Annotated in this window: 16 protein-coding genes and 1 tRNA gene; 10 read left to right on the top strand and 7 right to left on the bottom strand. The window is 63.4% G+C overall.

Going from position 1 to position 15,581, the window contains the following annotated elements:
• Window positions 1-357 precede the first annotated feature (357 nt).
• Together istB and istA are read right to left on the bottom strand one after the other, a co-directional pair.
• Complete coding sequence (gene istB, locus EBN1_RS02085; protein ID WP_011236010.1) at window positions 358-1,092, bottom strand: IS21-like element ISAzo4 family helper ATPase IstB; 735 nt, start codon at window positions 1,090-1,092, stop codon at window positions 358-360.
• A gap of 22 nt (window positions 1,093-1,114) precedes the next feature.
• Window positions 1,115-2,674: an IS21-like element ISAzo4 family transposase gene (gene istA / locus EBN1_RS02080; RefSeq protein WP_011236265.1), complete on the bottom strand. Its 1,560-nt coding sequence runs from the start codon at window positions 2,672-2,674 to the stop codon at window positions 1,115-1,117.
• A gap of 344 nt (window positions 2,675-3,018) precedes the next feature.
• Between istA and EBN1_RS02075 the strand changes: the two genes are divergently transcribed.
• The 5 genes from EBN1_RS02075 to rpoS all read left to right on the top strand — a co-directional run bounded on the left by EBN1_RS02075 (window position 3,019) and on the right by rpoS (window position 7,574).
• Window positions 3,019-4,173: a GGDEF domain-containing protein gene (locus tag EBN1_RS02075; protein WP_011236264.1), complete on the top strand. Its 1,155-nt coding sequence runs from the start codon at window positions 3,019-3,021 to the stop codon at window positions 4,171-4,173.
• A gap of 171 nt (window positions 4,174-4,344) precedes the next feature.
• Window positions 4,345-5,088, top strand: coding sequence for a 5'/3'-nucleotidase SurE (surE, locus tag EBN1_RS02070; protein WP_011236263.1), 744 nt, complete (start codon window positions 4,345-4,347; stop codon window positions 5,086-5,088).
• Window positions 5,085-5,741 (top strand): protein-L-isoaspartate(D-aspartate) O-methyltransferase, encoded by a 657-nt coding sequence (locus tag EBN1_RS02065; protein ID WP_011236262.1) that lies wholly within the window; start codon window positions 5,085-5,087, stop codon window positions 5,739-5,741. The genes surE and EBN1_RS02065 overlap by 4 nt, the downstream gene beginning before the upstream one ends.
• A gap of 194 nt (window positions 5,742-5,935) precedes the next feature.
• Window positions 5,936-6,628, top strand: coding sequence for a peptidoglycan DD-metalloendopeptidase family protein (locus EBN1_RS02060; RefSeq protein ID WP_422103710.1), 693 nt, complete (start codon window positions 5,936-5,938; stop codon window positions 6,626-6,628).
• Between the two features lie 10 nt (window positions 6,629-6,638).
• Window positions 6,639-7,574, top strand: a complete 936-nt coding sequence (rpoS, locus tag EBN1_RS02055) for an RNA polymerase sigma factor RpoS (protein WP_011236260.1) — start codon at window positions 6,639-6,641, stop codon at window positions 7,572-7,574.
• Between the two features lie 16 nt (window positions 7,575-7,590).
• Here the strand turns inward: rpoS and mltB are convergent, their stop codons facing one another.
• Window positions 7,591-8,604, bottom strand: coding sequence for a lytic murein transglycosylase B (gene mltB, locus EBN1_RS02050; protein ID WP_011236259.1), 1,014 nt, complete (start codon window positions 8,602-8,604; stop codon window positions 7,591-7,593).
• Window positions 8,605-8,665: 61 nt separating this feature from the next.
• On the bottom strand, window positions 8,666-8,971 hold the full coding sequence (locus EBN1_RS02045; RefSeq protein WP_157866562.1) for a hypothetical protein: 306 nt from the start codon (window positions 8,969-8,971) through the stop codon (window positions 8,666-8,668).
• On the opposite strand from EBN1_RS02045, the gene EBN1_RS02040 reads away from it, so the two are divergent.
• The 3 genes from EBN1_RS02040 to bamC all read left to right on the top strand — a co-directional run bounded on the left by EBN1_RS02040 (window position 8,952) and on the right by bamC (window position 12,010).
• Window positions 8,952-9,878, top strand: coding sequence for a histone deacetylase family protein (locus EBN1_RS02040; protein WP_011236258.1), 927 nt, complete (start codon window positions 8,952-8,954; stop codon window positions 9,876-9,878). The two genes, EBN1_RS02045 and EBN1_RS02040, sit on opposite strands and share 20 nt — an antisense overlap.
• Window positions 9,879-9,971: 93 nt before the next feature.
• A complete protein-coding gene (gene dapA, locus EBN1_RS02035; protein WP_011236257.1) occupies window positions 9,972-10,850 on the top strand; it encodes a 4-hydroxy-tetrahydrodipicolinate synthase in 879 nt (292 codons plus the stop codon).
• Between the two features lie 23 nt (window positions 10,851-10,873).
• The gene (bamC, locus tag EBN1_RS02030; protein ID WP_011236256.1) at window positions 10,874-12,010 is read left to right on the top strand and encodes an outer membrane protein assembly factor BamC; all 1,137 of its coding nucleotides are present in this window, start codon (window positions 10,874-10,876) and stop codon (window positions 12,008-12,010) included.
• A 106-nt stretch (window positions 12,011-12,116) separates the two neighbouring features.
• Here the strand turns inward: bamC and EBN1_RS02025 are convergent, their stop codons facing one another.
• Complete coding sequence (locus EBN1_RS02025; RefSeq protein ID WP_241762791.1) at window positions 12,117-12,491, bottom strand: hypothetical protein; 375 nt, start codon at window positions 12,489-12,491, stop codon at window positions 12,117-12,119.
• A 231-nt stretch (window positions 12,492-12,722) separates the two neighbouring features.
• Between EBN1_RS02025 and rlmD the strand changes: the two genes are divergently transcribed.
• Window positions 12,723-14,024, top strand: a complete 1,302-nt coding sequence (gene rlmD / locus EBN1_RS02020; protein WP_011236254.1) for a 23S rRNA (uracil(1939)-C(5))-methyltransferase RlmD — start codon at window positions 12,723-12,725, stop codon at window positions 14,022-14,024.
• Window positions 14,025-14,163: 139 nt separating this feature from the next.
• Window positions 14,164-14,251, top strand: a tRNA-Ser gene (locus EBN1_RS02015).
• Window positions 14,252-14,448: 197 nt separating this feature from the next.
• On the opposite strand, the gene EBN1_RS02010 is transcribed toward EBN1_RS02015, so the two are convergent.
• Complete coding sequence (locus tag EBN1_RS02010) at window positions 14,449-14,592, bottom strand: hypothetical protein (protein ID WP_173361271.1); 144 nt, start codon at window positions 14,590-14,592, stop codon at window positions 14,449-14,451.
• Window positions 14,593-14,755: 163 nt separating this feature from the next.
• The gene (locus EBN1_RS02005; RefSeq protein WP_011236252.1) at window positions 14,756-15,229 is read right to left on the bottom strand and encodes a hypothetical protein; all 474 of its coding nucleotides are present in this window, start codon (window positions 15,227-15,229) and stop codon (window positions 14,756-14,758) included.
• Between the last annotated feature and the right edge of the window lie 352 nt (window positions 15,230-15,581).

The following is a 15,581-nucleotide window of genomic DNA, read 5'->3' as shown; positions in this document are numbered from 1 at the left end:
ACCGGCGAGAGGCGCAGCGGTCCCTTCAGCGGGATATTCCCTATGCCGATTCGGCAGAAAGGATCCGTCAGGGGACGCGCCCGGCGTGCCGCGCTCGACCTGGGTTATGACTTCGTCAATTCTTGCGAAATCGGCATCGAGCCGAGAAAAACTGCGCATTCCGACGAACGTGACCGCCTGCACCGACGAACGTGACCGGTGGGGGCGCGCGCAAGCGTGGGGTTCAGATTCTAACCGCGTCGGTCACGATCACGGTCGATTGGGGGCAGTGCGCAGGCTTATCCACAGGCGACCGCCAGCGCGCCTCATACGCTGGCGGGCGGGCGCCTGTGGGTAAGGCGTATCGCGCGCACGGCCTCATGCTTTTTCCTTTCTGCGCATCGACTCGCCCTTGAGGGCGAGCTTGTGCGCGGCGTGCACGACGCGATCGAGGATCGCATCGGCGAAGGTCGGGTCGCCCAGGTAGGTGTGCCAGTGCTCGATCGGCAGCTGGCTGGTGATCACGGTCGAACGCGTGCCGACGCGGTCGTCGAGCAGCTCCAGCAGGTCGCTTCGCTCCTGCGCCGACGGCGCGGCCAGGCCCCAATCGTCGATGACGATGAGATCCATGCGCGCGAGCTGCATCAGGCGTCGGCTGAAGCTGCCATCGGCATGCGCGATGCGCAGCTCTTCGAAGAGCCGCGGCAGACGCACGTAGTAGGCCGCGAGGCCCTGCCGGCACGCCGCGTTGGCGAGCGCGCAGGCGAGCCACGTCTTGCCGCTGCCGGTGGGGCCCGTGATGAGGCAGTTCTGGTGGTGGCGAATCCACTGGCCGGTTCCGAGCGCGGCGATCTGACTGCGCTCGAGGCCGCGCCCGGCGCGGTAGTCGACGTCCTCCAGGCAGGCGGCAGCGGCTTTGATGCGGGCGGCCTTGAGCAGCCGATCGATGCGTTTGCCGTCGCGCAGCAGGATCTCGCGATCGATGAGCTGGGCGAAACGCTCCTCGAAGCTGAGCGCGGTGATGGCGGGCTGGGTGAGCTGCTCCTCGAAGGCGCGGGCCATGCCTTCCAGGCGCAGGGTGCGCAGTTGTTGCAGGCTGTGTTGCATCAGCATCGATGTTCTCCGGTGGGTGGAATCAGTGGTAGTAGCGCGCACCGCGCAGGTTCTCGTGAGCGGCCGGTAGCGCGAGCTCGCTTTGCTGCGCAGTGGATGCGGGGAGCGGCGCGCGGTCGAGCCCGCTCTTGAGGATCGAGGCGACGTTGCGGTAACGCATCGCCCCGAGGGTGACGGCGCGGGTCGCCGCGGCTTCGAGGCGTTCGTTGCCGTATTGACGACCGAGGCGCATCAGCCCGAGGCACGCCCGGTAGCCCTGCTCGGGGTGCGGCATGCGTTCGAGTTGGTGGCTGACCACCTGCTCGGTGTGAGGCCCGACCGTGGCGCCCCAGGCGATGAGTTTGCCCGGGGACCACTGACGGTGCGCCTGATGCGATGCGGGCATGTGCTCGGTGAGCGTGGTGAAAGCCCCGTGCCGGTGGCTTCTCGCATGCACCGCAACGCGACGGCCTGCGGCAAAGCATTCGATGCTGCTCGCGGTGATGCGTAACTCCACCGGTTGGCCGGCGAGCGCATACGGCACGCTGTAGTAATGCCCGTCGAACTCGACGTGGTAGTCGATGTTGGGCTTGGCCCGTTTCCATTGGGCGAACTGGAACGCGGTGGCGGGCAACGGGCGCAGCGCCGGCCGATCGAGCGTCTCGAACGCTTCGTGGCGCGAGCCTGGCAGGCGCCGGAAGGCACGCGTGTTCAGCGGCTCGAGTAACGCGGCGATCGCCTCGTTCAACTCCCCCAGCGAGAAAAAGCGCCGGTGACGCAGCCGCGCCAGAATCCAGCGCTGCACGATCTGCACGCCGACTTCGACCTTGGCCTTGTCCTGCGGCTTGTAAGGGCGCGCGGGCAGGATCGCCACGCCGTAGTGCGCGGCGAACTCGGCGGTGGTGCGCTGCAGTTGCGGCTCGTAGCGGTCGGCTTGGCCAACGAGCGAGCGCGTATTGTCGGGCACGACGAGCTCGGGCACGCCACCGATGAAGGTCAGCGCCTTCGCCAACGACCCCAGCCAATCCGCCTGCGACTGCGTCGCCGTGGCACAGGCGAAGGTGTAGCTCGAGGCCCCGAGGACCGCGACGAAGATCTGCGCGCGGGAAATCTCGCCGGTGCCGGCGTCAACAATCGGCACCGTGTCGCCGGCGTAGTCGATGAAGAGCTTCTCGCCGGCGCGGTGAACCTGGCGCATCGAGCGCTTGAGCGTGCGGGCGAACGCGCGGTACAGGTCGCAAAAGCGCGAGTACTGATAGCTCGGCCCGTCGGCCGTCTGCACGTACTCTTCCCACAGCAGCGCCAGCGTAACGTTCTTTCGCTTGAGCCCCTGATGCACCGCCGCCAGATCCGGCGGCACATTCGCGACGCTCGCGCCACGTCCACGCCGGGCGACCCCCAGCACCCGGCGCAACTCTGCCTCGTCGGCCGCCGACAACTCGGCCCACGGCCGGCCGCACTCCTCGGCCGCCTTCACATACTTGGCGACCACGCCTTTGGAAATCGACAGCGCGCGGGCAATGCGCTCATGCGACAGCGCGCAGTCGTATTTGAGCCGTAACAGCTCCCTGATCTTGTGCATGGCAATCCGCTCCGCCGGCATCCTCGGTCTCCGCGCAAAGCGCGCGAGGGTAGCCGGTCTGATAAACGACGTTGCCACGCCTGCTGCATACACCCGTTCCGATCTGATCGTGACCGGCGATTCCGACAACGTGACCGGTCATTCCGACGACCGCCCAAATCGGTCACGATCAAATCGGAATCCGCGGTCACCATCCCGGAAACACCGGTCACACCCTTCTCGGATTCAGCGGTCACGTTGGGTCGGAATCCGCAAAAAACGTCTCGTTTTCCCGCAGATCGACGCTGAAAACGGCCAAAGCCGGCTGCTAGACTGGTGCCCGGTCATCGATCAGCGCACCAACGTTCTGAAGGGAAAGATCACGGATGTCATATCTGGCCGACACGTTGTGGCACAGGCTCGCCGGCCCGCTGGGAGAGCTGGATAAGTCGGAGCTCGGCTACCTCTTCCTTCCGAACCGGCACATGCCGCTTCTGATGCGGCGCCGGGCGACGATGATCGTCAATCGCGTGCGAATGTTCGCGTTTCTGTTCGCCGTGCTCACGCCGCTGTGGAGCGTGATCGACTTCGTCGTCTTTCCGCCGTCACTGTGGGTCACCCTCGCGCTGATGCGGCTTCTTGCCAGCGCGGCGTTCGCGACCCTCCTGATCTGTTACCGGCCGTCGGGCAACCTGTTCGATGCCTACCGCGCGATTGCGGTCCTGTTTGCAATTCCGACAGCATTCTATGTCGGTTCGCACACCCTGCTCGGGACGTACCAGCTGTCCGAGCTTTCAGCGGCGATCGGCGCCGGCTACGCTTTCCTGCCATTCGTCCTGCTCGCGGGCCTGTCGGTTTTTCCGCTGACGCTGATCGAGAACGTGTTCATTTCGAGCCCGATCCTGCTCGCCCAAGCGCTCGCCGGCTATCTGAGCTGGTCCACGCTCAACTGGCCGTCGTTCGCCGGCTCGTTCTGGTTGCTGATGCTGATCACCGGCGTGTCGATGACTGCCGGGATGAGCCAGCTCGCGTTCATGACGGCGCTGGTGCGCCAGTCGGTGCGCGACCCCCTGACCGGCGCCTTTTCGCGCGGCAGCGGCGAAGAAATGCTCGAACTGCAACTGGGCCTCGCGAATCGCAACCAGGCGTCGATCACGGTCGCCTTCATCGACGTCGATCACTTCAAGAGCATCAACGACCGCTTCGGCCATGAAGCGGGCGACAAGGTCCTGATCACGCTCGCCACGCACATCACGGCGGCGCTGCGTCGGGTCGACATACTGGTCCGCTGGGGCGGCGAAGAATTCGTCGTCATCATGCCCAACACCGATCTCGCCAAAGCGCGGACGGCGGTCGAGCGCCTGTGCAGGCTCGGCCTTGGCACCGCCCCGGATGGCACGCCGGTGACTGCCAGCATCGGCTTGGCGGAGCGCAGTATCGACGGCGCCGGCGACTGGAAAGCCCTGATCGAGAAAGCGGACCAGCGGATGTATCACGCCAAGCACAACGGCCGGGACCGGGTCTGCTTCGGCGCCTGTTAGAAGTGGTGCCGCCCTGCAAGGGGGCGGTCTCATGAGATTGCCTGCCGCGCCGCTTCGGACGGGCGTGCCGATGCGGTGCGGAGGGCGTGTGCCGCTGTGCTAACATTCCCCGCTTCTCTTGCGTACACCGGGCACGGTGTGGGCGCTCGTGCCATTCCGAACGGAAGAATCATGCGCATTCTAGTGAGTAACGACGACGGTTATTTTGCTCCGGGGATAGCCGCCCTCGCTGAAGCTCTGCAGGAGGTCGGGGACGTCACGGTGGTGGCGCCCGAGCGTGACCGAAGCGCCGCGAGCAATTCCCTGACGCTCGATCGCCCGTTGTCGCTGCGGCGGGCAGCAAACGGTTTCCATTTCGTCAACGGCACCCCGACCGATTGCGTGCACCTCGCGGTCACCGGCATGCTCGATCACCTCCCGGACATGGTCGTGTCGGGCGTGAATCACGGCGCGAACATGGGCGACGACACGATTTATTCGGGGACGGTCGCGGCCGCGACGGAAGGATTCCTGCTCGGCGTGCCGGCGATTGCGGTGTCGCTCGTGAGCAAGGCGGCGACCGATTTTTCGGCGGCTGCGCGAGTCGCGCGCGATCTCGCCGAGCGATTCACACGCATCCCTTTCCAGCATCCGGTACTGCTCAACGTGAACGTGCCGGACCGCCCCTACGAAGAACTGCGCGGCCTCCGCGTCACGAGGCTGGGCAAGCGGCACAAGGCCGAACCGGTGATTCGCAGCGTGACGCCGCGCAACGAGACCGTCTATTGGGTGGGCGCGGCCGGGCAGGCTGCGGACGCGGGTGAGGGGACCGACTTCCAGGCGGTGGCGGAAGGCTTCGTTTCCGTCACCCCGTTACAGATCGACCTCACCCACAACGGCCTCATTCCCAGCGTCGCCGAATGGATCGGTAGATGAGCATGCGCCCCCCGGACCCCGGGCAGGCCTCGAGCCGGGCCCGTGCCCGCATGGTCGAGCGGCTCCGTGCACAGGGAATCGCCGACGAGAAGGTCCTCGCGGCGATGATGCAGATTCCGCGCCACGCGTTTGTCGATGAAGGCCTCGCCTTCAGCGCGTACGACGACACGGCGCTGCCGATCGGATACCAGCAGACGATTTCGCAACCGCTGGTGGTCGCGCGCATGATCGAGATCCTGCGCGCGGGCCGCGAACTGGGACGGACGCTCGAAGTCGGCGCCGGCTGTGGCTACCAGGCCGCGGTACTGTCCCTCGTGGCGACCGAAGTGTTTGCCGTGGAGCGCATTCGCCCCCTTCTCGACCGGGCACGCGAAAACCTGCGGCCCTTGCGGCTGCCGAACGTTCGTCTCAAATACGCCGACGGCAATCTGGGATTGCCCGAAGCCGCTCCTTTTGACACCATTATCGTGGCTGCTGCGGCGGCCGGCATCCCGGGCTCGCTGAAGGAGCAACTGGCTCCGGGCGGGCGGCTGATGATCCCGCTCGGGAGCGCCGACCAGCGTCTCGTGATGACCGAGCGGCACGGCAATATTTTCAGGGAAAGCCGGTTCGAAGCCGTGCGCTTCGTCCCCTTGCTCACTGGTACGGAATGATCCATTCAGTAAAATCCACTTCGTTGAAGTTTTTCGGCCCCGTGCTTCTCGCCGCGCTGCTATCGGCCTGCGCAGCGACAGGCCCGGCTCCTGTCCGCGACACCACGCCCCCCCTCTCGACCCCGGCGCCATCGGAGACCCCGATCAACGGTGTGAAGCAGCCCGTTCATGTAGTCCGACCGGGCGACACCTTGATGGGTATCGCACGGCTCTATGAGGTGACAGCAAAAGATCTGGTCGTCTGGAACAATTTGACGGATCCGAATCAAATACATGTGGGCCGGGAATTGCTCGTCGGCCCCCCGGCGGATGCAGTTGCGCAGCCGATCGCGATCGGCGAACCTGTGGAGGTGCAGCCGGTGAAGCCGGGGAGCGACGGCAACGGCGTGCTGGTAAAGCAGGAGCCGAAGGGTGGAAAGCAGCCCTATAGCGACGAAGCGTGGGCTTCGGTACAGCCTCGCTCGACCCTGCCTCCGGTTGTGCCACCAGTCGCCCCGGAAGCGGACAAGACGGTGGCCGCCGATGCTGTCTGGCTGTGGCCGGTAAGCGGCCAGGTCATCGGCACGTTCGACGAAGCCGCCAACAAGGGGCTCGATATCGCCGGCAAGCCGGGTGATCCGGTCATTGCCTCGGCGGGGGGCAAGGTAGTCTATTCGGGCAGCGGCTTGCGCGGCTATGGGAAACTGGTCATCATCAAGCACGATGCTAACTATCTTACGGCATACGCGCACAACCAGCAGCTGCTGGTCAAGGAAGGGGAGTCGGTTACCAAGGGTCAGAGAATCGCAGAGCTCGGAAGTACCGATGCGGATCGCCCGAAGCTTCACTTCGAGATTCGCAAGCAGGGACGTCCGGTCGATCCGATGAAATATCTGCCTGCACGCTGACGAGGAGGCTATGTACGATCCGGTGAGTCGTGACGATGTGGATAGTCAGGAGCCGGATCTGCCCCCCGAGGTGGAGGTGTTCGTCGAGCGGGTCGCGCCCGCGTTCGAGAACGAGTTTCTCAGCGACGTCACCCAGATCTACCTGAACGAGATTGGGGCGAATCCGCTGCTTACGGCAGCTGAAGAAGCTGCGCTTGCGCGAAGAGTGCGTACCGGCGATTTTCCCGCTCGCCAGATCATGATCGAGCGCAATCTGCGCCTGGTCGTCAACATCGCGAAACATTACCTCAATCGCGGCATCCCGCTGCTCGATCTGGTCGAGGAGGGAAATCTCGGCCTGATGCATGCGCTCGAGAAATTCGACCCTGAGCGCGGTTTCCGCTTCTCGACCTATGCGACCTGGTGGATTCGCCAGAACATCGAGCGGGCGATCATGAACCAGTCGCGCACGATCCGTCTGCCGGTGCATGTGGTGAAGGAGCTGAATCAGGTGCTGCGCGCGCAGCGCACTCTCGAAGCGTCGGGCAACGGCGAGTTCACGCTCGAGCAGGTGGCACATCGTCTCGACAAGTCGGTCGATGAGGTGCGCGCGATCCTCGCCCTGAGCGAGCACACTGCGTCGCTCGACGCGCCGCTCGAGATCGACCCGACCCTTTCGATCGGCGAATCGCTTGCCGACGATCAGGCCGAGCCTCCCGATACCCACATTCAGGATGCGGAGGTCGAGAAGCTGATCCAGGAATGGATCGGGATGTTGAACGAAAAGCAGCGCCTGGTGATCCGGCATCGATACGGGCTCGACGAATGCGAAGTGATGACGCTGGAGGAACTCGCGTCGCGTCTGTGCCTGACGCGTGAGCGGGTACGCCAGATCCAGCTCGAGGCGCTGGGCCAGTTGCGAAGGACCGTCAAACGGCGCGGCATTTCGCGGGACGAACTGCTGTAGGTCCGCCCGCTCTCATTCATTCCACGCGGGCGGTTTCAGCCTTTTGCTGCTCACGCAATGCCTGTGACAGTTCGAACACGGCCATCGCGTAGAAGCTGCTCTTGTTGTAGCGCGTGATCGTGTAGAAGTTCTGGTATCCGAGCCAGTATTCGGTTCCAGTGTCGGGCGTCGCAAGGTCGACGAGGGTCGCCGGAGCCGCGCGTAACGTGCCATCGAGGCTCGTCACGCCGGCCTGAGCCAGCTGTTCCGGCGAAAGCATGGGTTTGATGCCTGCGTCGATCAGCGCCTGCAGATCGGCTTCGGACGCGATGCGCGCCGGCTCCGCTACGAGTTCATCACGCACCCAGCCATGCTCGGCGAGGTAGCGTGCGACACTGCCGATCGCATCGGTCGGTTCCAGATCGAAATCGATGGTGCCGCTGTGGTCGAAATCAACGCCGTAGCTGCGGATGCTGCTGGGCAGGAACTGCGGGTAGCCGATCGCGCCGGCATACGAACCGTAGTAGCTGAAAAGATCGCGTTGCTGCTCGCGTGCCAGCAGGAACAGGTTTTCGAGTTCGCGCAGGAACAGCGGCGCCCGTGGGGGATAGTCGAACGCCAGCGTGGCGAGTGCCGACAGCGTCTCGAAATTTCCCGTATTGCGGCCATAGTGGGTTTCCACGCCGATGATCGCGACGACGATTTCCGGGGGTACGCCGTAGCGTTCGTACGCAGCCTGCAAGGTCGCCGCATGCTCCTGCCAGAATGCAATGCCGCTACCGATGCGTGCCGAGTCGAGAAAGCGGGCGCGGTAGCGTTGCCACGAGCGGAGGCCGGACGACCCGGACGGACTGATCAGCCGGATAACGTCGGGGTCGTGCCGGGCGCGGTCGAGCGCCGCGAGCACTTCCCCGCCGTCGAAGCCGTGTTTTTCCTCCATCGTGCGGACGAACGTTCTGACCTCTTCGCGCCGGACATAGGACGCATCGGCGAGCGCTGTGCCCGAGAGGAGCGCGAGCGCGAGGAGCGGGGTGATAAAGCGTTGTTTCATTTGTGTCTCGTGTGTCTCGGTGTGTCTGGGTGGTAGTCGCGGGGAATCCCTCGTCCCCCTGTTACGGCCAGGAAACCAGGTGGTCGGCAATAGGTGTCGCGCTGATGCAGAACGGGAACCGCCTTGAGTTGCCGCGGCGCGAAGTTGTGGAGCCGCCCGGATGGGAAAGGCCGGATTGCTCCGCGAGGCAGGGGGCGGCACGGCCGTGAGGCATGGGGCTGTGTACTGTGAAATTGACCGGGAAGCGGTGATAATAAACGGCAAAGATCATCAGGCTGCGCCCGCGCAGGCGAAGAAACGAAGGCCAGGCCGCGGTGATATCGCCTGCAATGAGTGAGGGGAGGGATATGACGACGACGGCGTTCATTACGCACCGGGAATGCTGGCTGCACGATATGGGGACCTTCCATCCGGAATGCTCCGACCGGCTTGCGGCGATCAATGACCGCCTGATCGCGGCCGGGCTCGACCTCTATCTCTCATTTTACGACGCACCCCAGGCGACGCCCGAGCAGATCACTCGCGCACACCCTGCCGCGTACCTCGAAGAGCTGATGAACAGCGTGCCCGAGCATGGCATTCGCCACCTCGATCCGGATACCGCGATGAATCCCGAGACCATGAAGGCCGCGTTGCGTTCGGCCGGTGCGGGCGTGCTGGCGACGGATCTGGTGCTGAAGGGCGAGATCGAGAACGCGTTCTGCGCGGTGCGCCCGCCGGGTCACCACGCGGAACGGGCCCGGGCGATGGGATTCTGTTTCCTCAACAATGTCGCGATCGCGGCGCGCCACGCGCTCGAGGCGCATGGACTGGAGCGCGTGGCGATCGTCGATTTCGACGTTCACCACGGCAACGGCACCGAGGATATCTTCCGCGAGGATCCCCGGGTGATGATGGCGAGCATTTTCCAGCATCCGTTCTATCCCTACAGCGGCGTGGACTGCACGGCGGCCCATATGGTCAACGTCCCGGTCCCCGCCGGTGCGCGCGGAGACACTTTCCGCCAGATCGTCAGCGACCTCTGGATCCCCGCGCTGAGAAACCACAACCCGCAGATGATTTTCATCTCCGCAGGTTTCGACGGGCATTACGAAGACGACATGGGATCGCTCGGCCTGGTCGAATCCGACTATGTCTGGGCGACGCAGCAGGTCAAGGCGCTTGCCGCGGACTGCGGACACAAGAACATCGTTTCCGTCCTTGAAGGGGGGTACGCGCTGTCTTCGCTCGCCCGCTCTGTGGTTGCGCATATCAAGGCGCTGGCCGATCTGTGATGGGGCGCGGGCGACGCAGTTCGCAGCCGCACCGGGGTGGTCGTCTGCCGTCGATCGGGTAGAATCAGCGTTTTTAATCTTTCGACCACTTCCATGATTACCGGATCGCTTGTCGCCATCGTCACGCCGATGCATGAGGATGGCAGCCTGGATTACCCTCGTCTGCGCAGTTTGATCGACTTCCACGTGGCCGAAGGCACCGACGGGATCGTGGTCGTCGGCACCACCGGCGAATCGCCGACAGTGAACGTCGAGGAGCATTGCGAACTCATTCGCACGACGGTCGAGCATGCCGCCGGACGCATCCCGGTGATTGCCGGAGCCGGCGGCAACTCGACAGCCGAAGCGATCGAACTGGCCAGCTTTGCACAGGAGGCGGGGGCAGTCGCGCAGCTTTCAGTCGTTCCGTATTACAACCGGCCGACTCAGGAAGGCCTTTACCGGCACTTCCGTTCGATCGCCGAAGCTGTCGAACTGCCGCTGATCCTTTATAACGTGCCCGGGCGCACCGTCGCCGATCTGTCGAACGACACGACGCTGCGCCTGGCCGAGATCCCGAACATCATCGGCATCAAGGACGCGACAGGCAGCATCGACCGCGCCTGCGACCTGATCGAGCGCGCGCCGAAGGACTTCGCCCTCTACACCGGCGACGACATGAGCGCGGCTGCTTTCATTCTTCTCGGCGGTCACGGCACGATCTCGGTCACCGCCAACGTCGCACCGCGGGCAATGCACGAGATGTGCGCCGCAGCGCTGGCGGGAGAGGCGCTCAGGGTGCGCGAGATCAACGGGCGCCTCGTCGGCCTGCATCGCGATCTTTTCTGCGAAGCCAATCCGATTCCGGTCAAGTGGGCGGTTGCCCGCATGGGCTTGATCGAGTCCGGCATTCGTCTCCCGCTGACCCCCCTGTCGTCCGCCTCGCAGGAGCGGGTGCTGCTCGCGATGCGTCGCGCCGGCGTGAACGTTTGAATCTTCAGGACTTTCGGAAACTCATGAATCGCAGCGTCCGCACCTCCGCTTCACTTCTCGCCCTTTCACTCGCCTTGGCCGGATGCTCCGGCTCACTCGTCGAATCGAAGAAGATCGACTATAAAAGCGCGCGCCAGCTGCCGCCGCTCGAAATCCCTCCCGACCTCACGGCCCCGACGCGTGACGACCGCTATGCCGTGCCGGACGTCTCGCCGCGCGGCGTCGCGACCTATTCGGCCTATACCAACGACCGCGCCGCGCAGCCGCAGGCAGCGGCGACCGAAGACGTGCTGCCTGCAGTGCAAAGCATGAGCGTCGAACGCGCCGGCACGCAGCGCTGGCTCGTCGTTCCGGGAACCCCGGACGTGCTGTGGCCGCAGGTCAAGGATTTTTGGCTCGAACTCGGCTTCATCGTGAACATCGAGCGCCCGCAAGTCGGGGTGATGGAAACGGATTGGGCCGAGGACAGGGCGAAGATTCCGCAGGACTTCCTGCGCTCCGCGATCGGCGGGGTGCTCGATGGATTGTTCTCGACGCCGGAACGGGACAAATTCCGCACCCGACTCGAGCTGGGCAAGGAGCCGAACACGGTCGAGATCTATATCAGCCATCGCGGAATGGTGGAGATCTATCCGACCGAAGCGAAGGACACGACGATCTGGCAGCCTCGGCCCGCCGATCCGGACCTCGAGGCCGAGATGCTGCGCCGCCTGATGGTACGCCTCGGCGCGAAGGAGGAGCGCGCGCAGGCAATCCTTGCCGCGGCTCCGGAGGCCGAGCGCGCGACGCTGCAGACTGCCGGCGGGAAGGCGAGCCTGGCGATGCAGGAGTCTTTCGATCGCGCGTGGCGGCGGGTCGGGCTCGCGCTGGACCGGATCGGTTTCACGGTCGAGGATCGCGACCGTTCGAAGGGGCTGTATTTCGTGCGCTATGTCGATCCGGAGGTCGACATCGAGTCGAAGAAATCCGAGGGCTTCCTGTCGAAGCTGGCGTTCTGGCGCGGCAAGGACGAAGTCGCGGCAAGCGGCAGCGAATATCGCCTGCGGGTGCAGGGCGAACAGGAGGCCTCGGTGATCACCGTGATGACACGCGAAGGCGGGGAAGATTCGTCAGCGACCGCGCGCAAGATTCTCACTCTGTTGCAGGAGCAACTGCGCTGAGGGGTAGAGTCATCCCATAGGGATGACCGGGAACTCGCGTCGGAGATATTTCCTTCGCTCATGAAAAAGCCGGCTTGCGCCGGCTTTTTCGTTCCGGAACAGGCAGTTACTTCTGAACGGCTTCCTTCGTTGCTTCGACAGCGGCCTCAGCACCTTCCTTGGCTGCTGCGACAGCTCGCTCGGCGCCTTCCTTGGCTGCTTCGACCGCGTTGGCCGCGCCTTCCTTGGCGCTTTCCACGGCTTCCTTAGCGGTTTCCTCGACGGCGGCTGCCGGCGCTGCTTCCTGCGCGGGAGGAGGAGCTGCGGGCTCTTCCTTCTCGCCGCATGCGGACAGGGCGAAAGTGAGGAGGGCAGCGACGAGGAGCGATTGTTTCATGTCTGGTTTCCTTATTGGATAGAGGTGATGACAGCAGTTGATCCGCCCTGGCTGCAGATCGTCAAAACGATTATGCAAGCGGTAGACCAATGGAAATTCTAGCATGTCAATGTCGCAGTCACTCGTTATATGTTGCAGTGCCGCACCAGGATAAACACCGGGATTCCGCACGGCACAAGGGTTGTGGCATCCCGCCGGACGGTATGTTTCGATTTGTATGGGTGGCCGAGCAAGACCGTCGGACGTTTGCTGCCGTCAAGTTTTCCTCCCCGCAGTGTACCGCTGGGAAATGTGCCGCGGAGAGACGTAAAATTATCGACTTTTGGTGGATCTTCAATGCCTGTCGCAGTCATCGAGTCGCTGGATCACGAAGGTCGCGGGGTCGCGCATGTTGACGGCAAAGTCGTCTTCGTCGAGGGGGCACTTGCGGGCGAGCAGGTCGAATATACGGTCTATCGTCAGCGGCCGAGTTACGACCTTGCCGAGGCGACACGCATCATCAAGGCCAGCGCCCAGCGCGTTCGACCTCGCTGCGAGCATTTCGGCGTATGCGGGGGGTGCTCGATGCAGCATCTCGACTCGGTCGCGCAGGCGGCCGCCAAGCAGCGCGTGCTCGAGGACGCGTTGTGGCACGTCGGAAAGGTAAGGCCCGACATCATCTACGCGGCGATCCACGGCCCGTCCTGGGGTTACCGCTATCGCGCGCGGATCGGCGTGAGGGTGGTGCCGAAAAAAGGCGGAGTGCTGATCGGCTTCCACGAACGGCGCAGCAGCTACATCGCCGACATGCGCAGCTGCCCGATCCTGCCTCCTCACGTCTCGGGAATGTTGCCGGCGCTGCACGAGCTCGTCGGCGGCCTCTCGATAGCCGACCGGCTGCCGCAGATCGAAATCGCGATCGGCGACACCGCGATCGTGCTGGTGTTCCGCAACCTGTTGCCGTTGACTCCTGCCGACGAGGCGCGACTCGCCGCTTTCGCCGGCGAGCACGGCGTGCAGGTGTGGCTGCAGCCCGGGGCGCCGGCGACGGCGCATCCGCTCCACCCGAAAGGTGCAGCGCCGCTCGCCTATACGCTGCCCGAGTTCGACGTCGCGATGGCGTTCCAGCCGACCGACTTCACCCAGGTGAATATCGACATCAACCGCCTGCTGATCCGTCGCTCGTTGCAGTTGCTCGATCCCCGGCCCGGCGAGCGCATCGCCGACCTGTTTTGCGGGCTCGGAAATTTCAGCTTGCCGATCGCCCGCTGCGGAGCCACCGTGGTAGGCGTCGAGGGCAGCGAATCACTCGTCAGGCGTGCGGCGAAGAACGCGCGACGTAATGGCCTGCACGGCCGCAGCGAATTCCACGCCGCAAACCTGTTCGAAGCGACCGAAGACAGCCTCGCTGCTCTCGGCAGGCTCGACAAGCTGCTGATCGATCCACCGCGGGAGGGAGCGATCGCGGTCGTCAAGGCGCTCAGCACCCTGCAATCGCCCGCGCGCATCGTTTACGTATCCTGCAACCCGGCCACGCTCGCGCGCGATGCTGCCGTGCTGGTGCACGAGAAAGGCTACGTGCTGCGGGGCGCCGGCATTGCGAACATGTTCCCGCAAACCTCGCATGTGGAGTCGATCGCCCTTTTCGAGCGGAATTGAGGCGGAGGACTCCCCTGGGGCACAATCGCCCGCGCTGCGGCCGGCAACTTTCGTGTGGCAGTGCAGGGCGCGCCCGGTGGTATACTTCGCCGCTCTCGGCAGCACGGCAGCGCAACTGGAAACCTGCCCGAACCGCCCGGGAAGCGTGGCAGAGTGGTCGATTGCACCGGTCTTGAAAACCGGCAACGGGCAACCGTTCGTGAGTTCGAATCTCACCGCTTCCGCCAACAAAAACAAGCACTTAGCTGTATGTTTTTCTCGTGAAGTAGGTGCTTTGGGTACGTAAGAAATGTGCCTTGTAAGCACATGGTAAGAAGATTAGGGTAACGAGCAGTGCAATTAACTGCAAAATCTCGCCCATCGCACAAAAAACGGCACCTTCACTGAAGGCGCCGTTGCAGCGATTGTTAATAGCCGCCCCGAATTACTTCTTCGGGCGAATCACGATGCGGAACGGACGGCCGTTCGGCCTCCGAATCACCTTTCCGGACTTAAGGCGGATCGTCATCGTGTAGATGACGGTCCCTTCCTCCTCGGCCGGCACTCCAAACAGATCGCGTTGCGACATGATGGGCTCCAATTAGGACAGGGCCCGAACACAGAACTCGCAACCTTGCAACGCCCCCCTTTGAGGGCTACTATTGCAACGCTTTCGTCAAAGCTAGCGAGAGTCCCTTGGGCCCACCAAGGACTTTTCCCTAATGAAACAGCCAAGCGCCAACTTGGCTGTTTCATAACTCTTCAGACAGCTCATTCTGAGCAGTTTCGTCTTGCACCTTCAATCTGTATTTATGGGGTACGTTACCCCCGCCCTTGAAGGTGCGCTCAAGCATCCCGCTTTCTTCCAACTTACCAAGCAGTGCTGAGATCCGCGGGCGTGGCGACTTTTCACCCGAAATCTTTCCCATCTTTCGCATGAGCGTGTCGATGTGCGCGACGGAGAACTCCTGATCTCCAAGCCGTCGTATCACGTCGATTACGTCGTTTGTAAAGGTGCTGTGTCGCCCTGAAGGTCCTCCTTCTAAGACCAGCTCATCGAGTTTAATTACACCGTCCCCTTCCGAGACATCGTTCCCGGCGATCTTCTCCGGTTCCAATACGAACTTCTCAATGACGGCTAACGCGTTTTCCAGTTCATCAAGCTCTTTCTTCTTCTGGGCAATCAGCGATCGCAACGCAGCAAGAGGCTGCTCTAGGTTCGTCATGGTCTGCCTCTCATGGTTCGTTAGGCGAATTAGATCATGACGTACAAAGCGACGCAAGGAAAAATTAATGGGATTGCGAGACGACGGTGAATGACGGTGAATGACGGTGTGTGACGGTGTGTGACGGTGTGTCTACGGCGCTAAGGTCTCCTGCGCCACGTCTTCGCCCACGCAACGTCGATTCGAAGCATGCAGTCAAAACAAACCCGCCACCATGGGCGGGTTCGGCACCGTCAAGCTATGTAATCACCCCGATGCTGGTTCCGTTTAGCCACGGTTTCCTAACGCTTGTCGTTCTGCCTCTGCTCGCATCTCTTGCTGCCGACGGAGGTATTCCCGGTTCCCGTCGCGC

This window comes from Aromatoleum aromaticum EbN1, assembly GCF_000025965.1.
In the GTDB taxonomy this organism is placed as follows: domain Bacteria; phylum Pseudomonadota; class Gammaproteobacteria; order Burkholderiales; family Rhodocyclaceae; genus Aromatoleum; species Aromatoleum aromaticum.
The sequence above is the reverse complement of the archived record's forward strand: the minus strand, read 5'-3'. Positions and strand labels throughout refer to the sequence as shown.